Annotated in this window: 26 protein-coding genes; 16 read left to right on the top strand and 10 right to left on the bottom strand. The window is 46.8% G+C overall.

The genetic code is table 11. The features are described 5' to 3' along the window. The first annotated feature begins 23 nt into the window (after nucleotides 1-23). The 5 genes from trxA (at nucleotide 24) to H6570_08080 (ending at nucleotide 3,100) form a co-directional block, all read left to right on the top strand. Nucleotides 24-344, top strand: coding sequence for a thioredoxin (gene trxA / locus H6570_08100; GenBank protein MCB9319228.1), 321 nt, complete (start codon nucleotides 24-26; stop codon nucleotides 342-344). Between the two features lie 44 nt (nucleotides 345-388). Beyond that, a complete protein-coding gene (locus H6570_08095; GenBank protein ID MCB9319227.1) occupies nucleotides 389-1,318 on the top strand; it encodes a DUF58 domain-containing protein in 930 nt (309 codons plus the stop codon). Between the two features lie 3 nt (nucleotides 1,319-1,321). Beyond that, complete coding sequence (locus H6570_08090; GenBank protein ID MCB9319226.1) at nucleotides 1,322-2,074, top strand: polyphosphate kinase; 753 nt, start codon at nucleotides 1,322-1,324, stop codon at nucleotides 2,072-2,074. Between the two features lie 2 nt (nucleotides 2,075-2,076). After that, the gene (locus H6570_08085; GenBank protein MCB9319225.1) at nucleotides 2,077-2,463 is read left to right on the top strand and encodes an RNA-binding S4 domain-containing protein; all 387 of its coding nucleotides are present in this window, start codon (nucleotides 2,077-2,079) and stop codon (nucleotides 2,461-2,463) included. A 109-nt stretch (nucleotides 2,464-2,572) separates the two neighbouring features. Then, on the top strand, nucleotides 2,573-3,100 hold the full coding sequence (locus tag H6570_08080) for a hypothetical protein (GenBank protein MCB9319224.1): 528 nt from the start codon (nucleotides 2,573-2,575) through the stop codon (nucleotides 3,098-3,100). Nucleotides 3,101-3,170: 70 nt separating this feature from the next. Here H6570_08080 and H6570_08075 read toward each other — a convergent pair whose 3' ends face one another. After that, nucleotides 3,171-4,067, bottom strand: a complete 897-nt coding sequence (locus H6570_08075; protein MCB9319223.1) for a 3-hydroxybutyryl-CoA dehydrogenase — start codon at nucleotides 4,065-4,067, stop codon at nucleotides 3,171-3,173. 95 nt (nucleotides 4,068-4,162) lie between these two features. On the opposite strand from H6570_08075, the gene H6570_08070 reads away from it, so the two are divergent. The 4 genes from H6570_08070 to H6570_08055 are packed head-to-tail and all read left to right on the top strand — an operon-like array spanning nucleotide 4,163 to nucleotide 7,218. Then, the gene (locus H6570_08070; protein ID MCB9319222.1) at nucleotides 4,163-5,062 is read left to right on the top strand and encodes a hypothetical protein; all 900 of its coding nucleotides are present in this window, start codon (nucleotides 4,163-4,165) and stop codon (nucleotides 5,060-5,062) included. Further along, nucleotides 5,059-5,925 carry a hypothetical protein gene (locus tag H6570_08065; GenBank protein MCB9319221.1) on the top strand — a complete coding sequence of 289 codons (867 nt, stop codon included), beginning with the start codon at nucleotides 5,059-5,061 and terminating at the stop codon, nucleotides 5,923-5,925. Before H6570_08070 ends, H6570_08065 begins: the two co-directional genes overlap by 4 nt. A gap of 7 nt (nucleotides 5,926-5,932) precedes the next feature. Further along, nucleotides 5,933-6,904 carry a 6-phosphofructokinase gene (gene pfkA / locus H6570_08060; protein ID MCB9319220.1) on the top strand — a complete coding sequence of 324 codons (972 nt, stop codon included), beginning with the start codon at nucleotides 5,933-5,935 and terminating at the stop codon, nucleotides 6,902-6,904. Next, nucleotides 6,904-7,218 (top strand): divalent-cation tolerance protein CutA, encoded by a 315-nt coding sequence (locus tag H6570_08055; GenBank protein ID MCB9319219.1) that lies wholly within the window; start codon nucleotides 6,904-6,906, stop codon nucleotides 7,216-7,218. The genes pfkA and H6570_08055 overlap by 1 nt, the downstream gene beginning before the upstream one ends. A 2-nt stretch (nucleotides 7,219-7,220) precedes the next feature. Here H6570_08055 and H6570_08050 read toward each other — a convergent pair whose 3' ends face one another. Continuing rightward, on the bottom strand, nucleotides 7,221-9,341 hold the full coding sequence (locus tag H6570_08050) for a hypothetical protein (protein MCB9319218.1): 2,121 nt from the start codon (nucleotides 9,339-9,341) through the stop codon (nucleotides 7,221-7,223). 248 nt (nucleotides 9,342-9,589) lie between these two features. Beyond that, complete coding sequence (locus H6570_08045; protein ID MCB9319217.1) at nucleotides 9,590-10,489, bottom strand: hypothetical protein; 900 nt, start codon at nucleotides 10,487-10,489, stop codon at nucleotides 9,590-9,592. A gap of 153 nt (nucleotides 10,490-10,642) precedes the next feature. Here H6570_08045 and H6570_08040 point away from each other — a divergent pair, with 153 nt between their 5' ends. Further along, a complete protein-coding gene (locus tag H6570_08040; protein MCB9319216.1) occupies nucleotides 10,643-11,683 on the top strand; it encodes an NAD(P)-dependent glycerol-3-phosphate dehydrogenase in 1,041 nt (346 codons plus the stop codon). 66 nt (nucleotides 11,684-11,749) lie between these two features. Continuing rightward, nucleotides 11,750-12,631, top strand: a complete 882-nt coding sequence (locus tag H6570_08035; GenBank protein MCB9319215.1) for an aminotransferase class IV — start codon at nucleotides 11,750-11,752, stop codon at nucleotides 12,629-12,631. Nucleotides 12,632-12,665: 34 nt separating this feature from the next. Here H6570_08035 and H6570_08030 read toward each other — a convergent pair whose 3' ends face one another. The 3 genes from H6570_08030 to H6570_08020 form a co-directional block, all read right to left on the bottom strand. Continuing rightward, the gene (locus tag H6570_08030) at nucleotides 12,666-12,902 is read right to left on the bottom strand and encodes a hypothetical protein (GenBank protein MCB9319214.1); all 237 of its coding nucleotides are present in this window, start codon (nucleotides 12,900-12,902) and stop codon (nucleotides 12,666-12,668) included. After that, nucleotides 12,899-13,756: a LexA family transcriptional regulator gene (locus H6570_08025; protein MCB9319213.1), complete on the bottom strand. Its 858-nt coding sequence runs from the start codon at nucleotides 13,754-13,756 to the stop codon at nucleotides 12,899-12,901. Before H6570_08025 ends, H6570_08030 begins: the two co-directional genes overlap by 4 nt. A 102-nt stretch (nucleotides 13,757-13,858) precedes the next feature. Further along, nucleotides 13,859-14,605 carry a triose-phosphate isomerase gene (locus tag H6570_08020; GenBank protein MCB9319212.1) on the bottom strand — a complete coding sequence of 249 codons (747 nt, stop codon included), beginning with the start codon at nucleotides 14,603-14,605 and terminating at the stop codon, nucleotides 13,859-13,861. 120 nt (nucleotides 14,606-14,725) lie between these two features. Here H6570_08020 and H6570_08015 point away from each other — a divergent pair, with 120 nt between their 5' ends. The 3 genes from H6570_08015 (at nucleotide 14,726) to purB (ending at nucleotide 20,093) form a co-directional block, all read left to right on the top strand. Then, a complete protein-coding gene (locus H6570_08015) occupies nucleotides 14,726-16,549 on the top strand; it encodes a TonB-dependent receptor (protein ID MCB9319211.1) in 1,824 nt (607 codons plus the stop codon). 130 nt (nucleotides 16,550-16,679) lie between these two features. Further along, nucleotides 16,680-18,740, top strand: coding sequence for a polyphosphate kinase 1 (gene ppk1, locus H6570_08010; protein ID MCB9319210.1), 2,061 nt, complete (start codon nucleotides 16,680-16,682; stop codon nucleotides 18,738-18,740). Between the two features lie 3 nt (nucleotides 18,741-18,743). Next, nucleotides 18,744-20,093 carry an adenylosuccinate lyase gene (gene purB, locus H6570_08005; protein MCB9319209.1) on the top strand — a complete coding sequence of 450 codons (1,350 nt, stop codon included), beginning with the start codon at nucleotides 18,744-18,746 and terminating at the stop codon, nucleotides 20,091-20,093. Here the strand turns inward: purB and H6570_08000 are convergent. After that, nucleotides 20,090-20,563: a hypothetical protein gene (locus H6570_08000; GenBank protein ID MCB9319208.1), complete on the bottom strand. Its 474-nt coding sequence runs from the start codon at nucleotides 20,561-20,563 to the stop codon at nucleotides 20,090-20,092. The two genes, purB and H6570_08000, sit on opposite strands and share 4 nt — an antisense overlap. Further along, the gene (locus H6570_07995; GenBank protein ID MCB9319207.1) at nucleotides 20,556-21,125 is read right to left on the bottom strand and encodes an RNA polymerase sigma factor; all 570 of its coding nucleotides are present in this window, start codon (nucleotides 21,123-21,125) and stop codon (nucleotides 20,556-20,558) included. The genes H6570_08000 and H6570_07995 overlap by 8 nt, the downstream gene beginning before the upstream one ends. Before the next feature lie 195 nt (nucleotides 21,126-21,320). Between H6570_07995 and H6570_07990 the strand changes: the two genes are divergently transcribed. Both H6570_07990 and H6570_07985 read left to right on the top strand, forming a co-directional pair. Beyond that, the gene (locus tag H6570_07990) at nucleotides 21,321-21,650 is read left to right on the top strand and encodes a hypothetical protein (GenBank protein ID MCB9319206.1); all 330 of its coding nucleotides are present in this window, start codon (nucleotides 21,321-21,323) and stop codon (nucleotides 21,648-21,650) included. 123 nt (nucleotides 21,651-21,773) lie between these two features. Next, nucleotides 21,774-23,858: a serine hydrolase gene (locus tag H6570_07985; GenBank protein MCB9319205.1), complete on the top strand. Its 2,085-nt coding sequence runs from the start codon at nucleotides 21,774-21,776 to the stop codon at nucleotides 23,856-23,858. A 26-nt stretch (nucleotides 23,859-23,884) separates the two neighbouring features. Here the strand turns inward: H6570_07985 and H6570_07980 are convergent, their stop codons facing one another. Then, complete coding sequence (locus tag H6570_07980; GenBank protein MCB9319204.1) at nucleotides 23,885-25,066, bottom strand: phosphoribosylformylglycinamidine cyclo-ligase; 1,182 nt, start codon at nucleotides 25,064-25,066, stop codon at nucleotides 23,885-23,887. 37 nt (nucleotides 25,067-25,103) lie between these two features. Next, on the bottom strand, nucleotides 25,104-26,102 hold the full coding sequence (locus tag H6570_07975) for a helix-turn-helix transcriptional regulator (protein ID MCB9319203.1): 999 nt from the start codon (nucleotides 26,100-26,102) through the stop codon (nucleotides 25,104-25,106). Nucleotides 26,103-26,106 lie beyond the last annotated feature (4 nt).

The following is a 26,106-nucleotide window of genomic DNA, read 5'->3' as shown; positions in this document are numbered from 1 at the left end:
AATAAATTAAAAAACGACAATTTATGGCTCTTGAATTTACCGACGCGAACTTTCAGGAAACTGTATTAGGCTCTGAAAAACTGACCATTGTTGACTTTTGGGCAGAATGGTGCGGCCCTTGCCGTATGATCAGTCCTATCCTGGAAGAGCTGTCACATGATTATGAAGAGAATGTCGTGGTGGGTAAGCTGAATGTAGATTACAATCCGGAAGTAAGTTATAAATACGGTATTCGTTCCATCCCTACCATCCTTTTTATTAAAGACGGAGAAGTCGTGGACAAGCAAGTCGGAGCGACCAGTAAGCAGGTGTTGGCTGCAAAAATTGAAGCACATCTGTCCTGATTATCTCTTTTCGATATTGACTTTCAACAGGACCATTTGGCATTATGGATATTTTCGAATCCAATGATATACGTTCATTAAACAACCTTGAACTTCTCGCGAATCAGGTTGTCGAAGGATTTATCATTGGCCTCCATAAAAGTCCATTCCATGGATTTTCCGTAGAATTTGCGGAACACCGCCTCTACAATCAGGGAGAATCGACAAAGGATATCGACTGGAAAGTATTTGCCCGGACAGACAAGCTTTTCAGCAAACGATTTGAAGAGGAGACAAATCTGCGATGTCAGATTGTCATTGATACGTCATCCTCCATGTATTTTCCCGAAATGGATGGAAGTCATGGCATGCCTTTCAACAAAATGCAGTTCAGCATCTTAGGTGCAGCATCCATGATGAATTTATTGCGCCGGCAGCGGGATGCATTCGGTCTCACCCTATTTGATCAGGACATTGTACAGCATACACCCGCGAAAAGTAGTGTAGCCCATTACAAGTTGCTACTGACTTATCTGGATAAGGTTTATCAGGATCAACAGACCCTGAAGAAAACATCGGCCGCCCGTTCCTTACACCAGATAGCCGATTCGATCCATCGTCGTTCACTGGTTATGATATTCAGTGATATGTTTGAATCAGAGGAAAACATTCAGGATCTGTTTGGGGCTCTGCAACATCTGAAACATAACAAACATGAAGTGATCGTATTTCACGTTCACGACCGGGATAAGGAAGTAGAATTCAACTACGACAACCGCCCTTATCTCTTTATTGATCTGGAGACAGGAGAAAAACTCCGTCTTCAACCTAAAGATGTTACCCAGTCCTATCGCCAACACATGGATAAATTTATCTATGACATCAAAATGAAGTGCCTCCAATATCAGATCGATTTTGTGGAAGCGGACATTCATGCAGGGTATGCACCCGTACTTTCTTCTTATCTTGTCAAGCGTGCCCGGATGCGCACCTAATCAATGACAAACTACATGATCGACTTAGCACAGATACCTACGAAGGCACCGGAAGGGCTTAAGAAGAAATTGGTTAAAAAAGAAACCAGAAGACTGGCCAAAAGGCTGGCAGAACTACAATATTTATTGTTTGCCGAAAAAAAACACAGCATTTTGGTCGTTTTCCAGGGCATGGACACCTCAGGAAAGGATGGCGCTACCCGGAATGCTTTCCAATATTGCAGCCCCAGCGGAATGGGTTGTTATTCTTTCAAAAAACCAACGGACCTAGAATTTGCCCACGACTTCCTATGGAGGGTCCAGCAGCACAGCCCGGCAAAAGGCGACATCCAGATCTTTATCCGCTCACATTATGAAGATATTCTGATCCAGCGGGTCCATGAATGGATCAATGAGGACCGGGTGAAAGCCCGGATGGATGCCATCAATGCCTATGAGACCAATCTGGTGCATGACAACAATACCCAGGTTATTAAATTTTATATGCATCTTTCCCGTGAAAGGCAAACCGAAAAACTACAGGAACGACTCGACGACCCGACCAAACAGTGGAAACACAACCAGGATGACTGGAAAGAAGCTGAGTACTGGGATCAATACCGTAAGTGTTATGAGGATGCCATCAACTGGAGCTCCATCCCCTGGCACATCGTGCCGGTAGATCAACGCTGGTACCGCAATTACCTGATCAACAAAATCCTGGTTGAAAGGCTGGAAGCCTTGCAAATGCAATTGCCCGTCCTTGCAAAATCCTGAATATGGATAAAGTCCGCATTGACAAATGGCTCTGGGCAGTACGGATCTTCAAAACACGCACACAAGCTACAGATGCCTGCCGTGAAGGGAAAATTTCCATCAATGAATCATCTGCCAAAGCTGCTTCTCTGCTCACCGTCAACGATGTGGTTACCGTAAAAAAAGGCGGATTCCAGTTCACCTATAAGGCACTGCAGTTAATAGAAAAACGGGTTGGTGCGCCGCTCGCAGTTCTCTGTTTTGAAGACCTGACCGCACCCGAAGAGCTGCATAAATTTGAGCACTGGTATTCTGTGAAGAATTTGCAAGGTGAATTTCGTCCCCGTGGCACCGGACGTCCTACCAAAAAAGAACGCAGGGACATCGACCGGCTTAAGACGGACGACTAATAGATCACATGACCTGTCTTGAGCTGATTTTTGGCCCTGTTGATCGAAAATTGCATACCAGATTGAATTGCATCCCATTATATAGCTGTTAAAACAATACATAACAATCATGATGCGAACAATTCTTGCACTGCTAACCGTCGTATCCTTAGCTTCTTGTGACATTACTACATGTGGAGTCAACAAAGAACAATTTCTGGATAATTATGAACGCTTCGTTGCCTCGGTCAACGACAAAGATCTCTCCTACCGGTCTGAGGACTGGAAAGCATTGGATGAGAAATACAAAAAATTTACCAAGGAATGTTATCCGGAGTATCGTGACCAGATGACCCAGGACGAAAAAGAGCGGTACTACAGCTCATCCATTAAGTATTATGCTTACAAATACGGCAAGAGTTTCAAGAAATTATCTGAAAATGAGGGTGAAGCGCTAGTAAATGCATTGGAAAATGAACTAGATGACGCTTTTGATGGTTTTGGAGATAAGATTGATGCTTTTGCTAAGAAGTTGGAAGAAAGCATCGATAAAGATAAAATACAGGATGCCGCAGATCGCTTCAGCAAGTTCATGGAAGATTTGGCTGATGATATCGAAAAAGCGGTAGATGACCACGATAAGAAGAGAAACAAATAATTCGGTTGTTCCATTTTGCAGCGGTCGCATAGAGAGTTTACTCCACTAGCGACCGTTCTTTTTTTGTTAGTTACTGTTTTTTTTGGAAATGGGGAGCTACCTGCTTTTCCTTGGAGCCAGGCGTATACCGGTAGAATCCTTCACCGGTTTTCACGCCGAGTTTACCTGCCGTAACCATATTCACCAACAAAGGAGATGGCGCATATTTGGGGTTCCCGAATCCATCCTGGAGGACCCTTAAGATGGACAGGCATGTATCCAGACCAATAAAGTCAGCCAAATGAAGTGGTCCCATAGGATGGGCCATACCCAATCGCATGACCGTATCTATTTCTTCTACACCGGCGACACCTTCAAACAGCGACTGGATGGCCTCATTGATCATCGGCATCAGGATGCGGTTGCTGATAAAGCCAGGATAATCATTCACCTCAACCGGGTCCTTCCCCAGCAACCGGCTGACCTCCATGATTTTGTTTGCTGTTTCATCCGAAGTGGCATAACCACGGATCACTTCTACCAGCCGCATGATGGGCACCGGATTCATGAAATGCATGCCAATGACCTGGTCGGGCCGCCTGGTCATACTGGCTATCCGGGTAATGGAAATGGATGACGTGTTACTCGCAAGGATGCAGTGAGGAGGTGCACATTGATCCAGTGAGACAAATATCCTCTGTTTCAAATCAAGCTTTTCAGGAACAGCCTCAATGATAAGATCGCAATTTTTAACACTTGCCTCCAAGTCGGTGGAAGTACGAATGCTCTGCAATATCTGATCCCTCTTTGAGCCTTCAACCTGGCCCTTATCGATTAGACGGTCAACGTTTCTGGTTATGGTTGACACTGCCCGCTCAAGGGCTTGCGCATCTACATCCACCAATTGGACGTTAAGCTCTTGTTGTGCAAAAACCTGAGCAATTCCATTTCCCATTTGCCCAGAACCAATAACCGCAATCTGACGCATAGGTGCTGCTTATTTTTTCAAGCGTCAAGATACGCAATCATTCATGCCCGAGGTTCAGACCAGCCCGGATTCGATTAATTTACGAAATTAGGACTATGAAGTTTGGAGCCATCATTGCCATCCTTGTCTCGATTCATTTGCCGTCTTATGCCCAGGTTTCAGAAGAAGTCGCGGGATACGTCCAGCTTGACTCGGTAGTTGTACTGGCACAAAAGGATGGTTTTGAACGTGAAGATTTTATCCGGTGGATGCAGGAAGATACTTCACTCTATGAAGCCTTCCGCAGACTGCGCCGAATGAATTATAGCTTCACGACCGACTGGGCAGGCAGCTACTCCAATGGAAAGAAACCTGCCGTGTACCATGCCCGTTGCCGGCAGACCTTCGATGGACAATGCCGAAGCATGCAGTTGGAAGATGAAAGTGTTCAGGGGCCCGTCTTCCGAAAGAACCGCAACGTCCGGTATTACACTCTTGCGATGCTGATGGACTTATTTTATACGCCAGCACCAGTTTGTACGGGCAACAGCAATCCACCAGGAGATGCCGGCAAATCAAACCGGATCAGTCAATTGAAGGAAATCATATTCAACCCCGGCTCCGGATACACCATTCCCCTGATAGGCAGAAAGTTTGAACTCTTCAGTGAACGAATGAGTCCCTGGTATCAATACGCATGGTATCCTCGTATGGTCGATGGGGAACGTTGCTTCGTATTCGCCATCCGGTTGAACGAAAGTGCACCGGGCAATAAAGCCATAGTTCAGTCCATGGTCACCTATTTCCGCCAGGAAGACCTCCAGGTAGTCTACCGATCGTATCACTTAAAACAGCAGGGATTGGTTATCTTCGAAAACAAAATTCAAATTAGTGTACGTCAGAATGAACAAGGCGAAGACTATCCGGCCTTGATCAACTATACCGGCAACTGGAACTTACCTGGCAAACGAGGAGAAACCGGCACGTTTGAGTTGCATATAATGCCAACAAAATGAGTTATCGAATTGCAATAGTTGACTCTGGTTCAACCAAAGGGGACTGGATCTTATGGGGACCGGATGTCGAAGAGGTCCAGTTATCCACCATGGGCTTTAACCCCTACCTGGTGGATTTTGATTTGTATCGCAAAGACCTGTGGAAAAATCCTATCATCCAGGATCAATCCAAAAATATACAACAGTTGTTTTTTTTTGCCGCCGGAATCGGCAATCCTGCTAAAATAGTCCAATCCGAAAAGCTGCTTCAGAGCATGTTCCCTAAGGCAAATCTTGTGGTGGGCAGCGACCTCATAGCAGCTGCCTGGGCTTGTGCCGGGAATGAGCCGGCCTTGCTGGGAATACTTGGGACTGGCAGTAATGCGTGTGTTTATGATGGGAAGCAAATCACCCAGCTTACCACTTCTCTGGGGTGGATTTTAGGTGATGAGGGCTCTGGTAGCCACCTTGGGAAACAGTTGCTGAAACATTATACCTACGGTAATCTGCCATCAAATCTACAGCAGCTTTTCTTCCATCAATATGGGCTGGATCTTCCCGGGATATTGCAATTGCTTTATCATACAGAGCGGCCGAATACCAGGATCGCTCAGTACACGGAGTTCCTGTATCAGCACCGGTCAGAACCTTTCGTTCATGACCTCCTTATAAGCTCATTTAAAGAATTTGTGGAAAATCATTTGGAGAAATTTTCACAATTCGGATCTTTGCCGATTCATTTTATAGGTTCAATAGCCTTCCATTTCAAGGAGGAGCTGAGAGAAGCCTTGGGATATTTTAATGTACAGCCTTACCGAATTATTCAAAAGCCAATACAGTTACTGAAACAATTTATTATCGCAAACAAATACGATAATGCCTGAAATTAACATTAATCGAATCGGCGTATTGACTTCCGGTGGTGATGCCCCTGGTATGAACGCGGCAATCCGGGCTGTTGTGCGTACGGCTTCGTTTTTAGACCTCCACGCTTATGGCATCATGCGTGGATATGCCGGACTCATAGAAGGTGAGATAAAAAGACTGGAGAAATCCACCGTAGGAAACATCATACATCGCGGAGGAACGATCTTAAAGACGGCAAGGAGTGATGCTTTCCGGACCAAAGAAGGGCGTCAGAAAGCCTACGATTCTCTGATGGCCCACGACATCGATGCACTGGTAGTTATCGGTGGTGATGGCACCTTCACCGGCGCCAACGTATTTTCTGAAGAATTCAATATTCCGATCATAGGTGTTCCGGGTACCATCGACAATGATTTGTACGGTACCGACCTAACCATTGGATTTGACACTGCGGTGAATACAGCCATGGAAACGGTAGACCGTATCCGTGATACCGCCGATGCCCACAGCCGATTGTTCTTCATTGAGGTCATGGGCAGACATTCAGGATTTATAGCATTGTATACGGGGATAGGATCCGGCGCCGGATGCATCATGATCCCGGAGAAATCCTACGATATTGACTCGGTGGCACGCACGTTACGTAAAGGCGTCCGGAGGCAAAAGCTCTTTAATCTGATCATCGTAGCCGAAGGCAATACGACGGGCAATGCTTTTGAAGTTGCCAACAAGGTTAAGGATCTTGTCGACAACGCAGAGGTGAAAGTCTCTGTGATAGGACATGCCCAGCGGGGCGGGGCTCCCACAGCCATGGATCGATTATTGGCCAGTAGGTTGGGTTATGGAGCTGTTAATGCCCTTCTGGAAGGACAACGTGGAGCAATGATAGGTGTCCTGAATAACCAAATCAACTTCACACCTTTCATTGACGCCATTTCCAAACCTAAAGTACCCAACGAAGACCTGATCAGGATGGCTGAGATCCTGTCATTGTAATGGAAATACTGCTCGCCTACGTTACTTGTCCTTCCCAGGATGTTGCTGAGACATTGGGTCAGGCCTTGGTCCGTGAACGTGTGGTTGCCTGTTATAATGCCTGGTCCATGAATGCCGCATTCTGGTGGGATGGAGACGTCAGCCGAGAACAAGAGTGGGTACTATTGGTTAAGACGCGTTTGGACCTGGAGCAGAGGTTGGAAGATTATGTTCTGGCCAACCATCCTTACCAGGTCCCATGCATATTGCGGTGGAGATCCCGGGTGAATGTATCCTATGGCAATTGGATTCACCAGGAGACCCAAAACGCTTAAAATCAACGAAACACTTTCGTCAGAAACCAATTGCCTTTATAATCTGCCCAACGCAGGTAGTAGATGCCCTGCGCACGTGACTGATCTTCATTAAACCATTCCAGCAGCTGATTTTCATCCGTGAGACGGTACAGAACTTGTCCCAGCTGATTAAATATGATCGCCTGGCTGACTTGTCCAATCCGGGCTTGAACCAACAACTCTTGGGTACTCGCTTCCGATCCGGATCGCGTTTCCAATTCCAGGGCATTCTCACTGCAGAATGTTATGCCGCATTCACCCAGGTGGTCCTCTTCATGACCTGGACCCTGATGCAGGTGACCGTCAACTGAATTGACGCTTACGCAAAGTGTGTTCTCCTTTGATGGATCGTTGGCTGGCCGATGGCAGATATTGATTTTTGTGGCTCTGCTGTCACAGGCAATATCCGCTGCCTGCACGTAAACCTGGGCCGCTACTTCACAGCCATTCGCATCGGTCACCTGAACCCCATAATTACTGCTCTCATCCGGGCAAACCTGAATGGCCTGTGTTGATTCACCATTGCTCCACGAATACAAATAAGGTCCGGTTCCGTGTTCTATTTCTACGTTCAACACCGTGCAGGAAGCAGGTGCATAATCGGTGAACACCACTGGACAGGAAGGCACATTTACAGCCAATCCGGATACCACTTCTACAGTGGTCTTACATTCCTGTGACCGGCCAAACTCATCCCGCACAGTAAGGGTTATTTCCTGGGTTCCCGCATCATGACAAGAAAACAAGGATTGCGACAAACTTCCGTCAGCATGCAGACCTTCCGGATAAATTGTAGCATCAATATCCTGGGGAATGAGAACCGCAGAGCCATTGTCATCCAATCGAATGGTGGCCGGTGTACAGGCAATATCCCAGTCCGGTAATTGAGCAATACAACCTTCGACGGTCAGCCGGTATTTTCCGGTATCGTTTGCACCCCGGTCCATGATCAGGACCCACCAGGTCTCCGAGGATGCCGCTGTGTGACTTAGAGCTACTTTTACGGGGTCATTTTTCGACTCAAGAATATTCCCGCTTGCATCATAAAGAATAACCCATGGCTCTATAGCAGTAGTGATCTCCTTTACCGTCAAAGTATAGTTCCCTCCATAAATTACGGGCAACCGGTATAAATTGGGAACACCCGCCAGCTCCAGGTTCCCTTCCTGTTCACCACAACCAATTTCTTCTGAACAGGAATCAGAAAATGTCAGGACCGTAAGATAATAGTCACTCAAATCATTGCCTCTTTCATCCTCAAAAGTGATGAGGAACTCCTGTGCCGGGCCATCGTTGGTGAACTGGGTAAATATTGCTGTCCCGCTACCGGTAAGATGTGCTTTCTCCGCCCCATTTGCATCATAGATGTGAATGGTAGACTCCAGGTAATTGGAAGTCGCCTTGGCAATGATAAAGCCTGTCTCCCCGGCATCCAGTTGCAGTGTATAGGCATGAATTTCTGCCAATTGGCTTATGGAGGCATTGATGACATCCTTACATGCAAGTTGTGTCGTGTGGGTTGGATGGGATAACGACTGGTATGTAAATCCATACGAAGTGGTATCGTTGCCACCGGCATCATAAATAAATAAGCTGTACCTACCTTTTGCCGGGGCCACCCATCGATCAATGCCGGCATATACATTTGACTTACGGTACGATGAAGCCACTTTCGTTCCTGTAGAATCGGTGATAAACAAGGTTGATTCAAAATGAAGATCTGAGGCCCGCATCTGAAAACGGATCTCCTCCCCTTCCAGTGCCAGAAAACTGTAGGCATTCATGGCAACTCCGGATCCAATCCGGTCCACTGGGTCATCACCTTCCTCGAGAGGAAGTGCATAACCGGGCTTATTCATTTTGTGTAAGCTCAATCCGTACGTTCCTACATCATTGTGATGGTTGTCCATGACGTACAGGAAATACATTCCGGTGGTGTTGAGCTTTTTACCGAATTGTTCGACAATTCCGCCATCTCCACATTTTGCGGCAACCAGATTCTGATTCGGATCGTACAGCTCCCAACAGGCATCAACCGGACTATTCCGGTCTCGCATGCGTATGGCAATCACATCACCTTCTTCACCAAGGAATCGGTACACGTGCTGGTCTGACATTTGGTGGAAGGCAGAATCAATTTGGGCCCCATACTCAATTTGAAGCTGAGCACTGGCTGAAATAACAGTAAATAGTCCTAATGACCATAGTAGTAGAATTCGTTGCATATCCTAAATATTTAGTAGATGCAACCTCTACATCAAAAATGCAGCCAAATACCCTAAACAGGGTACATGGTTATGAAAAAAGGTTACAAAGTGGTTACTCCGGAAGGTTTTGCAATGGAATGGACCTATTTCACTTCAATCGGAAAGGGATTACTTACCGAGTCCAACTCCCAGACAGGCGATAATGAATCTGTCTGAAAGGTGTGATCAAACAGATCCCAGTAAAGTGTATCCACCGCATCCAGTTTAGCCAGCCGTAAAGCACGTTTGGCAGATACATTGCGGTCACCATTGTCAAATGCCATATCCAATCCTTCAGGTTCATAGTGGGATGCGGTAAACAGTTCATCTTCAGAAGCCAGATGCTCCACGAATCGCTTGTATGGAACCTGTGCTGTGGAGAAGATCTGTCTTCCAAGGGCGTCGCCTACCGTCTTGTCGTCTTTCCCCACCAAAACCAGCAGCTTGATGGCAGGATCAATCCCGGCATACGATTCCAGTTTGAGCGCATCAAAAGGGCCTGTACCCGGTTGACATGCCATAATCACCCTGGGTGCCGGCATATCCAAAGAATCATGATAAACCCCCAGATACGCGACCGTGGTTCCACCATAGGAATGCCCAACATATGCCAATTGATCCAGCCGGTATGGGACATGGAGTGAATCCATCAGCTCAATGGCATTGGAGAATGCATGCGCTACATTCAATGCAAACATCCGGGGAGAAGGTGTCCAGATCGATTCCTGGTAGCGGGGATAGATCACTACATTACCCTGGCTGACCAGGTGCCTTATCCAAGCTCCGTAGATCATTGGATTGATACACCCGTAACCATGCACAAATAAGACAACGCTGTAGGAACTGGCTGCTCGTTCTGGCAAATAAAGGTAATAGCCCTGCTGATCAGCTGCCCGGTCTATCGTGCGCACGGATATCGTATCAGTAAAAACGACGGGAACATCGTTAAGGTACAGATTTCCCGGAAACAGGAACTTGATGAATAAAAGGATGGACCAAATCATAGGCCTTCAGGTGTTCTGTGTATTCTCTACTCCACTAATCAACAGTTCTCTGATTAAATTTGTTATGGCCTGATCATCATCTTTCGTAAGAATCCGAAGAAAAGTGCATTTTTGATCCGGTGATCTGGCTAGTGATTGCCTTAAAAGAAGTATATGCCGGAATCCTTCCAACGTGCAGCGGTGATCGGATCGGGAAGTTTTGGCACTTCCCTGGCAAAACTTTTAGCCTATAATGTCGATGTCCTCATCTTTTCCCGCAAGATGGAAGTAGTCAATGAGATCAACAACAATCACAGACATTACAATGTCGATCTGGACAAACGGATAAGGGCTAGCGCTGACCTGGAGGAAATCGTTTCTTCATGCCAGGTTTTATTTCCGGTTATTCCCTCTGAACATTTCCGTAGTGTCATGCGCGCATTGGCACCTCATGTCCGTCCATTCCATATTATGATCCACGGTACCAAAGGATTGGATTTAGGAAGCCTTGAATCTAAAAATACCCAGCAGCGGTTGACAAGGCATGATGTACTTACCATGAGCGAAGTTATCGAACAGGAGACATCCGTCATCCGCATCGGTTGTTTAAGCGGCCCTAATCTCTCCAATGAAATATTACACGGTCAGCCTACGGCAACTTTGCTGGCAAGTCCATTTGATGAGGTGATCAAGACCGGTCAGGAATTGCTTTCGAGTAAGCAGTTCTTTGTATTTGGCTCGCACGACCTGAAGGGTGCGGAACTGGCGGGCGCTTTGAAGAACATCATTGCTCTTGGCTCCGGAATGCTTGCCGGTGTAGGCATGGGCAAAAACATGCAGGCGATGCTCATCACACGCGGGTTGTCGGAAATGATTTATTTTGGAAAAGCCATGGGAGCAGATATCAAATCCTTTCTGGGTACGGCCGGAATCGGGGACCTGATCGCCACCGCCACCAGCGAAGACAGCCGCAACTATACCTTTGGAAAAAGATTGGGAAAAGGTGAAAAGCTCAGCTATATCACAGAAACCAGTGAGGAATTAGCGGAAGGCATCCGGACCCTGAAGATCATTTACCCTTTAATGCGAAATTATAAGATCACCGCTCCCATCACCCAGGTGCTATACCGAATTGTTTTTGAAGACTTTGATATACTCCGTGCCATTGAGTACCTGATGAACTTTCCATATTGGGTAGACGTGGATTACCTCTGATCATAAAATAAAACATATTTCTGAAAACGATTATTGGTTGCTCATTCGTTACGTACAAATCATTGTATGTTTGCGACTGAAAATATTGCTATGATCCGTTTTCATTTCCTCAATGGCCAGATTGTGCCGGCAGCATCCGCTTGTCTTCCTATTTCTGATCTCGGAATAGGACGTGGATACGGGATATTTGACTACCTGCAAATCAAGCAGGGCGTGCCCTTGTATCTGGAAGAACATCTGGAACGGATGTACAATTCATGCCGGTTAATGCGCCTGCCGATACCTTTCACCGCAGCGGAAATAGAAGCTTCGATCCATGAATTGGTACGGGTCAATGGAATCCAGGATGCGGGCATCAAGATCCTGGTCACCGGAGGTCATTCCGCCAATGGTTTTCAACTCGACGAACCAAACGTCGCCATCCAGGTGTTGCCTTTCGGGCAGGCCAGACAAGACTGGATGGAGCAGGGGGCACCTTTGATCAGTTATTTATATCAGCGCCCCATTGCCGAAGCAAAAACAACAAATTACATGGTTGCTGTTTACCTGCAGGACCAGGTTGAAAAAGCAGGTGCGGTTGAACCTCTGTATTATACAGAATCATCGGTCAGAGAATCTTCAAGAGCCAACATATTTGCTGTATACGGTGAAAAGCTCGTCACACCGGCTGAACATATATTACTAGGTATCACCAGGCGCCACACCATCGAATGGGCTAAGAAAACGCGAGAAATAGAAATTCGTGACCTGACCATGGCAGAGCTTCTTAAAGCAGATGAGCTATTCCTTACCGGAACCATGAAGATGGGGTTACCCATAATCCGTGTTGACGGGCATGTGATTGGCAATGGGAAGCCGGGTCCGGTAACCCGTGAGGTACAACTTATGTTAAAACAATACGAGCGGGATTACCTCTCTGCGCATCATGCCGTCACGCCTGTAGTCTGACCCTGACAAGTAATTGATTACCAGTTGAATGTGATTACCAGGCTAATGCCGGTGTTTGGAAGCTGATGATGTGGACAGGGGTTCCCCACATAAAAATGGACATGTCTTCGCTTGCCTCGACCACCGTACAGTGGATGGTGGTACCTTCCACTTTCAGCTGATCCGGCATATTGATGGGGCGCCAGTTATGACCTTCCTGATCCACGATACCCCAAAAGCCAGTTCCCAGCTCTTGTTTGGTAGCTTTGCCGGAAATGTCAAATCGTTTCATGTGGTTAAGCTGGAGTTAACAAGTTTTTCTATCGTGCCATGAAGTTGCCGGATCAACTTGCTTTGCTCGGCAATCACGTGTTTAAGGTGTTCAAGCTCCTGACCTGAAATGGTATCTTCTTTGGCTTGAGCCGGTTTAAGCGGCGTGTGTGAAAAACTGGTCATCTTGGTTTGTACATACCACAGCTCGCGTACATCTTCAATATCCACCATAAATGGCTCGTAATAAGCATTATCTGAAACCAACTCCAATTGCTTGGATTCGGCAATCCGGTTTCTGACACGCTTAACAAAAATATCGCTGCGGGTTACTACCACATAAACACAATTGTCTTTGATGCAATTCATCCAGCGTCCCGGTTCACAGAACGTACAGATCACTTTATCTCCTTCGAACAGGGACGTTTCCATAGAGTCTCCTGCAATATCAAACGAACGGTAGGTCCCCACTTTGTATTTGTAGTCCGGTAAGGAGTAGGATGGCAGATCAGAATAGAACTCACTATCCGCCATAGCACTGGTATAACCAGCCTGGGCAGGAATGGGTACATGCACAATGCGTTCATCGTTGTATTGATCAGTAACCACGGTCAGCAGACGGAAGTCATTTTCTTTTTCCGGGCGGGTGAACATCGACCCCTGACCCAGGAACAAATATTCCGGGTTGAACTGGTACGCTTCAATCGCACGCCGGATCAGGTCAATGGTTACGTCCCGGTTACCAGCCTGGATCTCATGGAGGTTCTGTGGCTGATATTCCAAACTTATAGCAAACTGCCTGCTGGAAGGAATTTTATTTTCTTCCTTCAGTTTTTCCAGACACTTCACAAACCGCTGACTAACGATATGATTCATAACATGAGAACTAAACGCTCTCAAATGTAATAAATGAATTACAACTTTTTATAATATTATGAAAAAAATATGTTTAGGTAGTTTTAGATGAGTAGTTTACGCTTAAAAAGAATTTGTAATTTGTAAAAATTCAGATGTAATTAAGCTGGCGCCACCCACCAAACCTCCGTTTACATCCGGTTGCGAAAACAACAATTGTGCGTTGCTGGCCTTAACGCTGCCTCCATAGAGTATGGGCAACGCTTCAGCCAGTTCACTTCCATACGCTTCTGTGAAGACTTCCCTGATATAGGCATGCATCTCCTGTGCCTGTTCCGGACTGGCGGTGACTCCTGTTCCAATAGCCCACACAGGCTCATAAGCGATGATTATTTTGGATAATGAATCTCCGGTAAGATGGAAGAGGGACTCTTCCAGTTGGGACCGGACCAGTTCACGGTGTTTTCCTTCATTCCGCACTTCCAAAGGTTCACCACAACAAAAGATAGGCACCATATTATGTGCCAACACGAGGTCCACTTTTTCCTTTAATACAGCCGGGGTTTCCTGGTAGTACATACGACGCTCAGAATGGCCTAGAATCACATGGTTTATTCCTGCTGAGACCAGCATGGGCGCAGCCACTTCTCCGGTATAAGCGCCTTCACGATGATCACTGCAGTTTTGTGCAGCAATAGTGATCCGCGAACCGGCAATAGCTTCCAGAGCCATCAGATACGGGAATGGGACTGCGAATAGCACCTCGACATCCTCTGGCCAGCTTCCCTCATTGAAAGTATCAATGAATTCTACAGCCTGTTGTAGAGTGAAATTCATTTTCCAGTTTCCTGCAGCAATCTTTCTGGCCATTGTTCAATCCATTTGTTAAACTGTCACGAAGAACGCAGTTGTCGCTCATTCTCCCAAATTATTGGCTCACAAAATTGACGGAAGGATTATTTGTACATTTGCCGCATCGAAATAATAGAAATGCGCTTCATCCTCATACTGGCCAGTGGTCTGTATCTGACCACCTCAACTGCTCAATCAACGGACTCACTTCAATCCCTGAATCTGGAGGAGGTTACTGTTAAAGAGTCCCGGCTCACGATGCCGCTTACCCAAACCATGCATTCCATAACCCTGCTCGAGGGAAAGGACATTCACAAAATGAATGCGCAAAGTTTGATGCAGGTATTGCAATATGCCGGAGGATTGGATCTGCGTCAACGCGGTGTGCACGGTGTCCAGGGTGATCTTAGCATCCGGGGGGGAACCTTTGATCAGGTTTTGGTTTTAGTTGACGGAATCCCGCTGAGTGATCCGCAAACCGGGCACCATCTGATGAATATTCCTGTCCCGCTGGATTTGATTGAGCGCATAGAGATCCTGAAAGGACCGGCTGCACGGCGGTATGGCCCCAATGCATTCTCAGGCGCAATCCAGATAATAACCCGGGATGACCTCTCGAAAAACTTCAATCTGGGTCTTTCCGGTGGGCAGTATGGCACCGGAAAGATATCCGGTTCCGTATCCCTCCCCGGCCCTAATGTCAATCAATGGTTTTCAGCCTCCCGTAGCTGGAGTGAGGGATATCGCCATAATACCGACTACAACCTTTCCGACCTGTTCTATAAAAATAAATTTCAGCTCGGACGGGAATCCTTTGAATTACTCGCCATGCACTCGGACCGGGCGTTTGGCGCCAATGGATTTTACGCCAGCCCCGATTTTACCGAACAATTTGAAGCCATTCAGACCAGTGTAGTGGGCTTGCAAATGAATCATGTCACCGCAAAATGGGTATGGCAGCCCCGTCTATCCTGGCGTCGCAACCAGGATGAATACATCTTTGTCCGGTCCAACCCCTCTTTATACCGTAACCTGCACATCAGCAATGTGTGGACTGCCGAAGTCAATGGTACGGGCGTCTATCGCTGGGGACAAATCGGATTGGGGATCTCCAACCAGGGAGCCCTTTTGCATTCCAACAATCTGGGCCGGCGACAACGACAGATCAGTTCAGCCTACCTCGACTACCGCGGCGAATGGTTGAATGACCGGATCATCGTGAATGCCGGAATATCTGCTCACCAGGTTACCGATTGGGGCCTGCATGTATTTCCAGGACTGGACGCCGGGTTCAGGTTTTCCAATCAATTCCGGATTTTTGGCACCATCGGGTCAACCTGGAGGGCTCCCACCTTTACGGACCTCTACTACACCGACCGACTCAATGTCGGCAATCCGGATCTGCAACCGGAGTCGGCCATCACCTATGAAGGTGGTTTGTACTGGATGCCTCAGCACAGTTCATTAAGACTTGGATATTTTGTTCGTGACGGTAAAAATCTGATCGATTGGACCAAGGCAGCGGCCGATGATCCATGGCGACCGGACAATTTTGGCTCTGTCACATACAGCGGTTGGGAATTCGAATACCAGTGGTGGTCTACCCTATCCTGGCTTACCTATATGTATGCCAGCTACAACTATATCCAGGGGATCAATCACGCTTCGGAAAGCCAGTTCAGCCGTTACGCACTGGATCATTTAAGAAACCAAGTTCAATTTCAGGTTCAATTGAGGCTAACTTCTAAATGGAATGCCACCCTGGCCTATCGTTATCTGGATCGCGAAAATCTCGAAGATTATCAACTGGTCGATTTGCGAACCGGGTTCACCTGGCCTCATCTGGAATGGTATTTACAAATGGACAATCTATTCAATACGATCTATACAGAAACCAATTTGGTACCCATGCCTGGGAGATGGATCACGACGGGCGTCAAGGTGTCACTTGATTATGATTAACCGGAGGAACGCGACCGGGTTATTTGCTGATCAAATTCCAAAGCCATGAATGACCGTATTGCCGGATTAGCCACGGATGTGATCCCCCTGTGCTGCACAAATTTGTATTTTGGCAAAGAAATGAGTTTGCATGAATAATATGCCTTACATAGACCGGGATGTAAGCTGGTTATCTTTTAACTACCGGGTATTGCAAGAAGCCAAGGATCCTTCGGTGCCTTTGCTTGAACGTGTGAAATTCCTGGCCATCTACTCATCCAACCTCGATGAATTCTTTCGCATTCGCATAGCCAATCACCGGAACCTGCTGAGGGTAGGCAAAAAAACCATGCGGAAACTCGATTATGCCCCGGCAATCACCCTGAACAACATTCTGAAAATAGTCAAGAAACAACAGGAGGAATTCAGCTATATCTTTGAAAATCAGATCGTACCACTGCTTCAGGAGAACAAGATCTTTCTGCTTCGCGGTTATGAGCTGAACCCGGAACAACGGGACTTCATTGATACTTATTTTGAGAACCACCTGCTTCCATTCGTGCAGCCGGTGTTGCTGGTAAAAAACAAGATCCGGCCATTTCTGAATAATGCGGCGCTTTATCTGGTCCTCCACCTACGTGAACTTGAACTGGCGAACGCACCTTCCGAATTCGCCATCATTAAAATCCCATCGGACCACTTGCCGCGGTTTATACAGTTGCCCAGCTCGCGACCGGAACGATACGATCTGATCATCCTTGATGATGTCGTCCGGCATAGTGTACAATGGCTGTTCCCTGGGTACGAAATCATAGATTCCTATTCGATCAAGCTCACGCGCGATGCAGAATTGTACATTGACGACGAGTTTTCAGGCGATCTGATTCAGAAAATACGCCGAAGCCTGACGAAACGAAATATCGGCCCGGCCAGCCGGCTGGTCTACGACCGGGAAATACCGGATAAAGTATTGCATTTCCTGATGCAGGTGTTTGAACTGGCAGAAGAAGACCTCATGCCGGAAGGTCGCTATCACAACAACAGTGACTTTTTCACCTTCCCCAATTTTGACAAGATACATCTGAAGGAGATCCCACTGCCACCGCTGCCCCACCCCCTTGAGAAAGCGCCCGATTATTTTGCAGCGATACGGCAGTCCGACCACATGGTGCACATGCCCTACCAATCGTACGAATCCGTGATCCTCTTCTTTGAAAAAGCAGCGGATGATCCACAGGTAACACATATCAAGATCATCCAATACCGGGTAGCTGCCGTGTCAAGGATCATGAGCGCCCTGATCCGGGCAGTACAAGCCGGCAAACATGTCAGCGCATTCATCGAAGTGAAAGCCCGCTTTGATGAACAGGCTAATATCGAATGGGGTGAAAAACTGGAGAAAGCAGGCGTCAATGTGCATTACAGTTTTCCTGGATTGAAAGTACATGCGAAAGTAGCGCTTGTACGCCGTGTGGAGACCCGTGGACCTATGATCTACACCTACTTCAGTACAGGTAATTTCCACGAAGGTACCGCCCGGATTTACAGTGACTTTGGCCTCTTTACTGCAGACCGGAAGTTAACCAGGGAAGCAGCCCGGCTTTTTTCTTATCTGGAAACGGTCAAGCGGCCGCGAACCCCATTCAGGCATATCCTGGTGGGACAGTTTGGATTTAGGGAAAAGCTGGAAGATTACATTCGCTTTGAAATAGATCAGGCAAAAGCCGGAAAACCTTCCTATATCCTCTTGAAACTAAATTCGCTGCAGGACATTGAAATGATCAAGCTCCTCTACGAAGCCAGTCAGGCTGGTGTAAAGATCAAGTTGATCATCCGCGGCATTTGTTCACTGGTGCCCGGGGTACGCGGATACAGTGAGAACATCGAATGCATCAGTATTGTCGACCGCTTCTTGGAACATGCCAGGGTATATGTCTTTCATCATGGCGGGAAAGAGTTAATGTACCTTGGATCTGCTGACTGGATGACCCGAAATCTGAGTCACCGGATTGAAACAGCAATCCCGGTATACAACCCAACCATAAAAAAAACAATTCACGATCTGCTACAGATCCAGCTCAACGACAATGTGAAAGCCCGGCTGGTCAAACACAAGCTTAACAACCAATACAAACGGGATGGAAGTGATTTGGCCATTCGATCACAAACCGAAACCTATTATTATTTCAAGCGACTCCAAGACGAACTATAAGCAATGGATGGATTATTTCAAATCAGTCCCGTTGACGGGCGATATGCCGGCAAGACCAAAGCACTCCGACCTTACTTCTCCGAATTTGGATTGATCAAATACCGGGTTCAGGTGGAGATAGAATACCTTATCGCACTTTCCCGCACCGTCCCTGTCCTCCAACCATTGAGTGAATCTGAAGCCCTGGAATTGCGATCATTGGTCGACCGGTTTGAGGAGAAAGATGCCGTCTGGATCAAAGAAAAAGAACGCATTACCAATCATGATGTCAAGGCCGTAGAATATTGGGTTAAGGATCAACTGGAGCAGATCGGACTTGGATCTTACCTTGAGTTCGTCCATTTTGGGCTTACTTCCCAGGACATCAACAATACATCTGTGCCAATGCTCCTGCGAGATGCCCTTCAGCAGGTATTGCTACCACAACTCGAAAAGCTGATTGACCGTTTACAGGAACAGGCGCTGGCAATGCGGGAAATACCCATGCTGGCCCGGACCCATGGCCAACCTGCTTCTCCGACCACCATGGGCAAGGAGTGGATGGTTTTCGTGAGTCGCCTGCAACACATCCGGGAAGCACTGGTTTCTCAAAGTTATTATGGGAAATTTGGTGGTGCCACGGGTAACTTCAATGCCCACCTGGTTGCCTTTCCAACCATTGATTGGTTCGACTTCGGGCACCGTTTTTTACAGGAACACCTCGGGTTGAAGCGCTCGGTATTTACCACCCAAATCGATCATTACGACGATCTCGCCGGTTTGTTTCAAAACTGGATCCGTCTGAACACGATACTGGTGGATTTCTGCCGGGATATCTGGACTTACATCTCCATGGAATATTTCAAGCAGAAAGCAGTGAAGGATGAAGTTGGCTCTTCGGCCATGCCTCACAAAGTAAACCCTATTGACTTCGAAAATGCAGAGGGTAATCTGGGAATGGCCAGCGCCATCCTGGCATTTCTGGCAGAGAAACTTCCCATCTCCAGGCTACAGCGTGATCTGACTGACAGTACGGTATTGCGAAATGCAGGGGTCCCATTTGCCCATATTCTGATCGCCCTGCAGTCCCTTGAGAAAGGTTTGTCCAAATTGCAACTCAATCAACGCGCTCTGGCAGAAGACCTGGACCGGAATTGGGCGGTCCTTGCCGAAGCCATTCAGACGATTTTGCGCAGGGAAGGCGTCGATCAGCCTTATGAAAAACTAAAGGCCTTAACCCGTGGACAGGGACAAATCACCCAGGACGTCCTGCATCAGTTTATTGATTCTCTGGAAATCAGTGAAAAGGTCAAACATGAAATGAAGCAATTGACCCCATCCACGTACATCGGCGGTTGGGACCACCCTTTTTAATGCGGGTGATTTGAAGGCTTGTGAGCCAGTTTCTTTAACCAGTTCTGACTAAAATACAGGATACCGAAAGTAAAGGTAACGCTGAACAGGATCGCAAATATGGATTGATATTTTACCAATCCATCCATGATGGACTTCACATCAATACCAGACAATTGGTCCGAAAAGGTGACAACTCCAGTGAATTTAAGCACCAGTAACACCAAGGTAAGAATAGCCCAGATAACCACGATCCATTGCACAAACCGCAGCATCGGGTTGACCCCTTCAGCGACGCGCGCCATGATCCGGCTCTGCAAATGCTGAGGAGCAGGACGAACCGAAAAATCAGCCAGCATCCGGTGGACAGCCTCCATGGATTCCACTTCTCTCCGAAATAAATCATCGGTCTTGAGGCGATTGTCAAAAGTTGCTTTTTCAGCAGGCGATAGTTCGCCATCCAGGTACTTGGAAATCAAATAATCATCCATATAGCAAATCAATTTGACCATGAACTGATGACTCTAACAACGTTTTTAACTGTTTTCTTCCGCGGTGTAGTTTCACTTTGATGTTTGCTTCTGTATCTCCATTGATGGATCCAATCTCCTTGATGGACAGCTCTTTGAAATAAAACAACGTCAATACTTCCCTCAGATCCGGAGGCAGCTGCTGCAGACAGTTTTCCAGGCGCTCTTTTTGTTCCTGTGCCAGCACTTTCTGATCCGTTTTCTCTTCAGCCGGTTTCATGGCTATTTCTGCATTTTCAAGTGGACTGAATACGGACTTTTTGGACTTGCGCAATTGATTAATACAGATGTTATGGGCGATCGTGTACATCCAGGTTGTAATTCGTGATCTCCCGTCAAACTTTTCAATATTCCGGAATACCTGCAAAAAGGTATCCTGTGTTGCTTCCTCAGCTTTCATTTCATCACCCAGTAACCTTATACACAACGTATAAACATAGTTCTGGTGCATGCGAATGAATGTACGCACCATAACATCGTTTTTCTTCACGAGTCCATCGATAATCTCCTGATCTGTCGGCATAGGTATCAATCTGACATTATCTCCCATATAAAGGTTACTGATTGCCGGTATTTTTTACAACAAATTTTTACTGTTTAAGCAACCGCTTCTCCTCCGCATGCCCGGGAAACGTAACCGTAAAAAAAATTCTGAGTCCTTGTAACCTTTCTTGCGTCCGTTATGTCCAACGGACAAATCAATTAAAAATCAATTATCATGGGAGAAATTATTGGACTAGTTGCCGTCATCGGATTCTGGTCGTCCGTTATCGTTCTGACCTACCTCTATTTCTATACAAGGCATAAAGAACGCATGAGCGGAGTTGTTGCCACACCAACTGCATCTCCACGGAAATTCCTTGCTTTACGCTGGGGTTTGTTATTGATCGGTATAGGATGTGGTTTATTTGCCGGAGCAATTCTGGAGAAAATCCTTCCATTACCTTCCGTCTTTACAACCGTCTTCACCACCTGTGTTGGTGGCGGTCTGGCTTTACTGGCCTATTTTAAACGTGTTGAGAATTTGCCCGAAAGTGATATGGTTTGAGGCCGTTTTTCATCCTGACATCAGGATTATCCGCCGTTTGGTCCGGTCCAACATCTAATTTGATCGAAACGAAGAACTGATCTCCATCGCATTGCTTAAATTGGATGGAAAGAAACAAATCCAATGATTCGCTTGAATGCATGGCGCTATGCAATTATCCTGAGCCTCGGGATATTAACACAGCTCTCCGCCCAAATTGAGACAGGTACATATAAAGGCCATCTCCAGATACCTAGTGGCACCCTGGATGTCGTCCTTCTCGTAGAAAAGCCAACCGACTGGAAGATAACTTTTCAAGTGCCCCAACAGACGGCACAGGGATTTCCCGCTTCAGATCTGGCCATTTCTTCCGATTCGATAACATTTAAGGTCTCTGGTATACCGGGCAATGTCCACTATGCTGGCAGAATTGAATCACCCACTTCAATTTCCGGCACTTTTTACCAGGGGCCTGCTGCCTTACCGCTGAGTTTAACCCTGGAAGGCACTAAAGCCAGCCAAATTGATACGACCGGATGGCATCATTTCATCGATTCTGTCCGTAACCTCTTTGAAGTTCCGGGTATTGGCGTGGCTATCTATTACGATGGAAAAGTTTTACTATCGGACGGATTTGGGTTCCAGGATCAGGAAAAAAAGATTCCAGCTACTGCCCAGACCATTTTTGGGATCGGTTCGACCACAAAGGCCTTTACAGCAATGGGCAATGCCATGCTGGTTGATGATGGTAAGCTGGAGTGGACGAAACCGGTGCATGAATACCTGCCGGATTTTGCAATGCATGATGCATTTGCCAGTCAGGAAATGACTCCCGAAGATTTATTGTGCCACCGGTCAGGACTACCCCGGCATGATTTACTTTGGTATGGAAGTAATTGGACGCGGAAAGAGCTTTTCGACCGATTGAAGTTCCTGGAACCAAATGAACCCTTCCGTACAACTTTTCAGTACCAAAATCTGATGTTCATGACTGCCGGAATCCTGACGGAACATCTATCCGGCATGAGTTGGGAAGACTTCACCCGTTCCCGGATTCTAACCCCGCTGGATATGCAGGCGACGAGTTTCTCCACCTCAGAAATGACCGGAAACAACCGTGCCAGTAAACCATACCGGTGGACCAAATCCGGTGTGATCGAGATTCCCTATCGCAATATCGACGCCATCGGCCCGGCAGGTTCTATCAATAGCACGGCGGAAGACATGGTCAAGTGGGTTGCTTTTAATCTCAATAAAGGTAAAGTCGGCGATCACCAATTACTGGATCCATCCCTGATTGAATACATCCAGAAGCCACATATGTCCGGTGCTGGTATTTTCGCCAAACCTGGCACTTCGGAAGGCTTTTATGGGCTGGGATGGTCGATCCTGTATTACCACAACCTAAAGATCGTATCCCACGGAGGAAATATCGACGGCTTTACGGCTCATGTTCACCTGGTTCCTGAAAAGGGCTTTGGAATGGTTGTACTGGCCAATATGAATGGCACGCCCCTTTCTGCGGCATTAAGTTTTGCGTTTATGGATAAGGTGCTGGGCGTCGATGGTACAAACTGGATCCAGACAGGCCATGAAAGGTGGCTTCAGGTGACGGACCGGGGACCTAAAGAAGAGGACAAAGAAAAGGAAGAAAAGGAAAAGGAAGAAGCAAAGCCTTTCATACCGGTCCGTCCACTTAGCGCCTACGCAGGCACATTTGAACACCCAGCTTACGGGAAATTCACCGTAACCCTTGACCGCGATACATTACGAGCCTCCTTCAATTTTATGAAACTGTCTTTATCTGCGGTTGACGTAGATTTATTCCAAGGTATCGTGCCAGAACTGGGAGATGAGGGCTTCAAAATCAAGTTTGATGCCGGGATGAGCAATTACATTGACCGCATTCAGGTTCCTTTAGAACCAGCGGTAGATCCAATTGTGTTTGAACGGATAGCCTCCGACCTTTGGAAACGTTCAGACTATCTCAAACAATTTGTCGGCAATTACGATGTCAATGGTCTGAAAATTGTCATTAAGCTGGAAGGTGACCAGCTCAAAATGACACCTGCGGGGCAACCTACTTTTGCTTTGCAACCAATCCTTGAGAATCAATTTAAAGTCCCGGATCTGCCAGGATTCTCGGTATCATTCAAAGGGACCGATCATGATGTAATCGTACTACATCAGCCCAACGGTGAGTTTGAAGGAAAGCGGAGTAAGGAATGAGGATACCAGAGGAGCCAGGTCGGGTTTTAATATTCACCCGGCAAGTAAGTCCATGAATCTGATCCCCGAGTTATCACCAATTCATTGGTAGCAGCTGACTCGACATGACCGATCACCTGACAGTCTATATTAAAGTCTTTAATGATATCAAGGCAGTTATTTATTTGTGATTCAGCTATATATATCTCCAATCGCTGACCCATGTTAAAAACCTGGTGCATCTCCTTCAGAGGAGCATTGGACTCTTGCTGAATCAGTTCAAACACCGGAGGAACCGGCAACAACTGGTCCTTGATGATGCGACACTGATCTACAAACTTCATAACTTTGGTCAATCCTCCCCCAGTATTATGGATGATGCCATGAATGGATGGTCTCAGCGACGAATTCAATAAAGCGGCCAAGACAGGCAGGTAAGTGCGGGTTGGTGATAAAAGGAGCTGGCCTACCTCATAGGTAGTGCCCTGTAATAATACCTGGTCTCTAAGTCCATAGGATCCTGTAAACCGGTAAGCTGCATCTGTATGTGGGTCAAAACTTTCGGGATAATTCTCATAGCGCTTATCAAGAATGTCGTGGCGTGCCTGCGTTAACCCATTGGAGCCAATCCCTGAATTGTAGCGGTCCTCATAGCTGGCCTGCCCGTAGGATGCAAGGCCAATGATGACATCACCTGGCCTGATTGCATTCACGATCAGCTCAGCTTTGGACAATCTGGCAAAGGTGGTGAAGCCAATGTCTATGGTCCGGACCACATCTCCCACATCTGCAGTCTCACCTCCTGCCAGTTGCAAATTAACGCCGTATTCACTCAATTTTGATGCAAACCGGGCCGTGCCCTGGATGATTTCCGTTAATACCTTGCCGGGTATTAAATGTTTGTTCCGTCCAATCGTAGAGGATACCAGAATACGATCAATGGCACCTACGCATCCCATGTCATCGAGATTCATGACCAGCGCATCCTGGGCTACATCTGACCAGACGGTCAGATCGTTTTTTTCTTTCCAATACAGGTATGACAGTACGGTTTTGGTTCCGGCTGTGTCAGCGTGCATCAGGTTAACGTAGTCCTCATCACCCGAGGTGATATCCGGCAGGATTTTACAAAATGCGTTTGGATACAATCCTTTGTCCAATCCGGCTATTGCCTGGTGAACTTCGCTTTTTGAAGCTGAAACGCCCCTTTTATCGTATTTATCAGCCATGGATCTGGCGCAGAATTAATGACGCGCCAAAATACCACTATTCAAGGAGATGCTCGAGCCGTTGCCGGCTAAAGTTGATATTTTGCAGAATCTGATTGAAAAAGAAATTTCGATTCTTCTCATTGGCCGTACTGATCGGGCTGGACTTACGGATAATCTGATCGAACCATGCTGCCAGGTGCTCGCATGTCTGTTGATTTTGTGTAATAACAAAGCTTGGAGTGGCAAATGGCATGATCACCAAATCCTTTTCCACGGATGATACATAAAAGGTCTGTGAGGCATGAATCACTTCATTATGGTACAAGTCAAACAGTCCCTGGGGAACCTCCGGCCGGTTGAATTTACAGCCATGGGCTGCAAAGCTCTGAAGTAGCCGGATCAGGTCGATCAGTTCATCGTATAAACTTTCTACAATCCGGGGACTCTCGAACCGTCCGGAATAGGTGAAATAAGCCAGTTGGTTTAACGTATCATCAACCATACTCATACTCCACAATTCTATGGTGTGGTAAGCAATAAAATCCTGGCGGATACGCTGGATCAAGCCATCAATAAATGAAGGAAATATCTGTTCGCTGTATCGTTCCATCCGCAATGCAGGGATGTTCCAGATGGTATTTCCCCATACAAAGAGTTTGAACTTAAAAAGCTTAGGAGCAAAGACGTAGTAAAACAAGTGCATATTGGCACTGATGGAATACAACTTCACCTGTGAGCACTTCTGCATATCCAGTAAGAGGGAATGTACAGACTCCATAAAATGCTCTACGGTAACAACTTCCTCAGCGCCGGGCAAGAAATCAAAGGTGACATGCCGGGCATCCGTTCCCAGTAATGCATCCAGGGAGATCTGATAATGGTGGGCTAAACGTTCTACCTCTTCGGCATTCAAAATGGATTCTCCTCTCAGACGTCGATAGATCGCATCGGGTGTGAGGTGAAGGATTTCACTCAATTCGTTCACGGCCTCAGACCGCCGGGAATACTGCGAAACAATCTGATTCAGCAGGTAATGATGAAGCTGATTTGCCAATTTT

The sequence above is a fragment of the Lewinellaceae bacterium genome, from assembly GCA_020636135.1.
Classification (GTDB): domain Bacteria; phylum Bacteroidota; class Bacteroidia; order Chitinophagales; family Saprospiraceae; genus JAGQXC01.
This window is presented reverse-complemented; position numbering and strand designations above follow the sequence as displayed.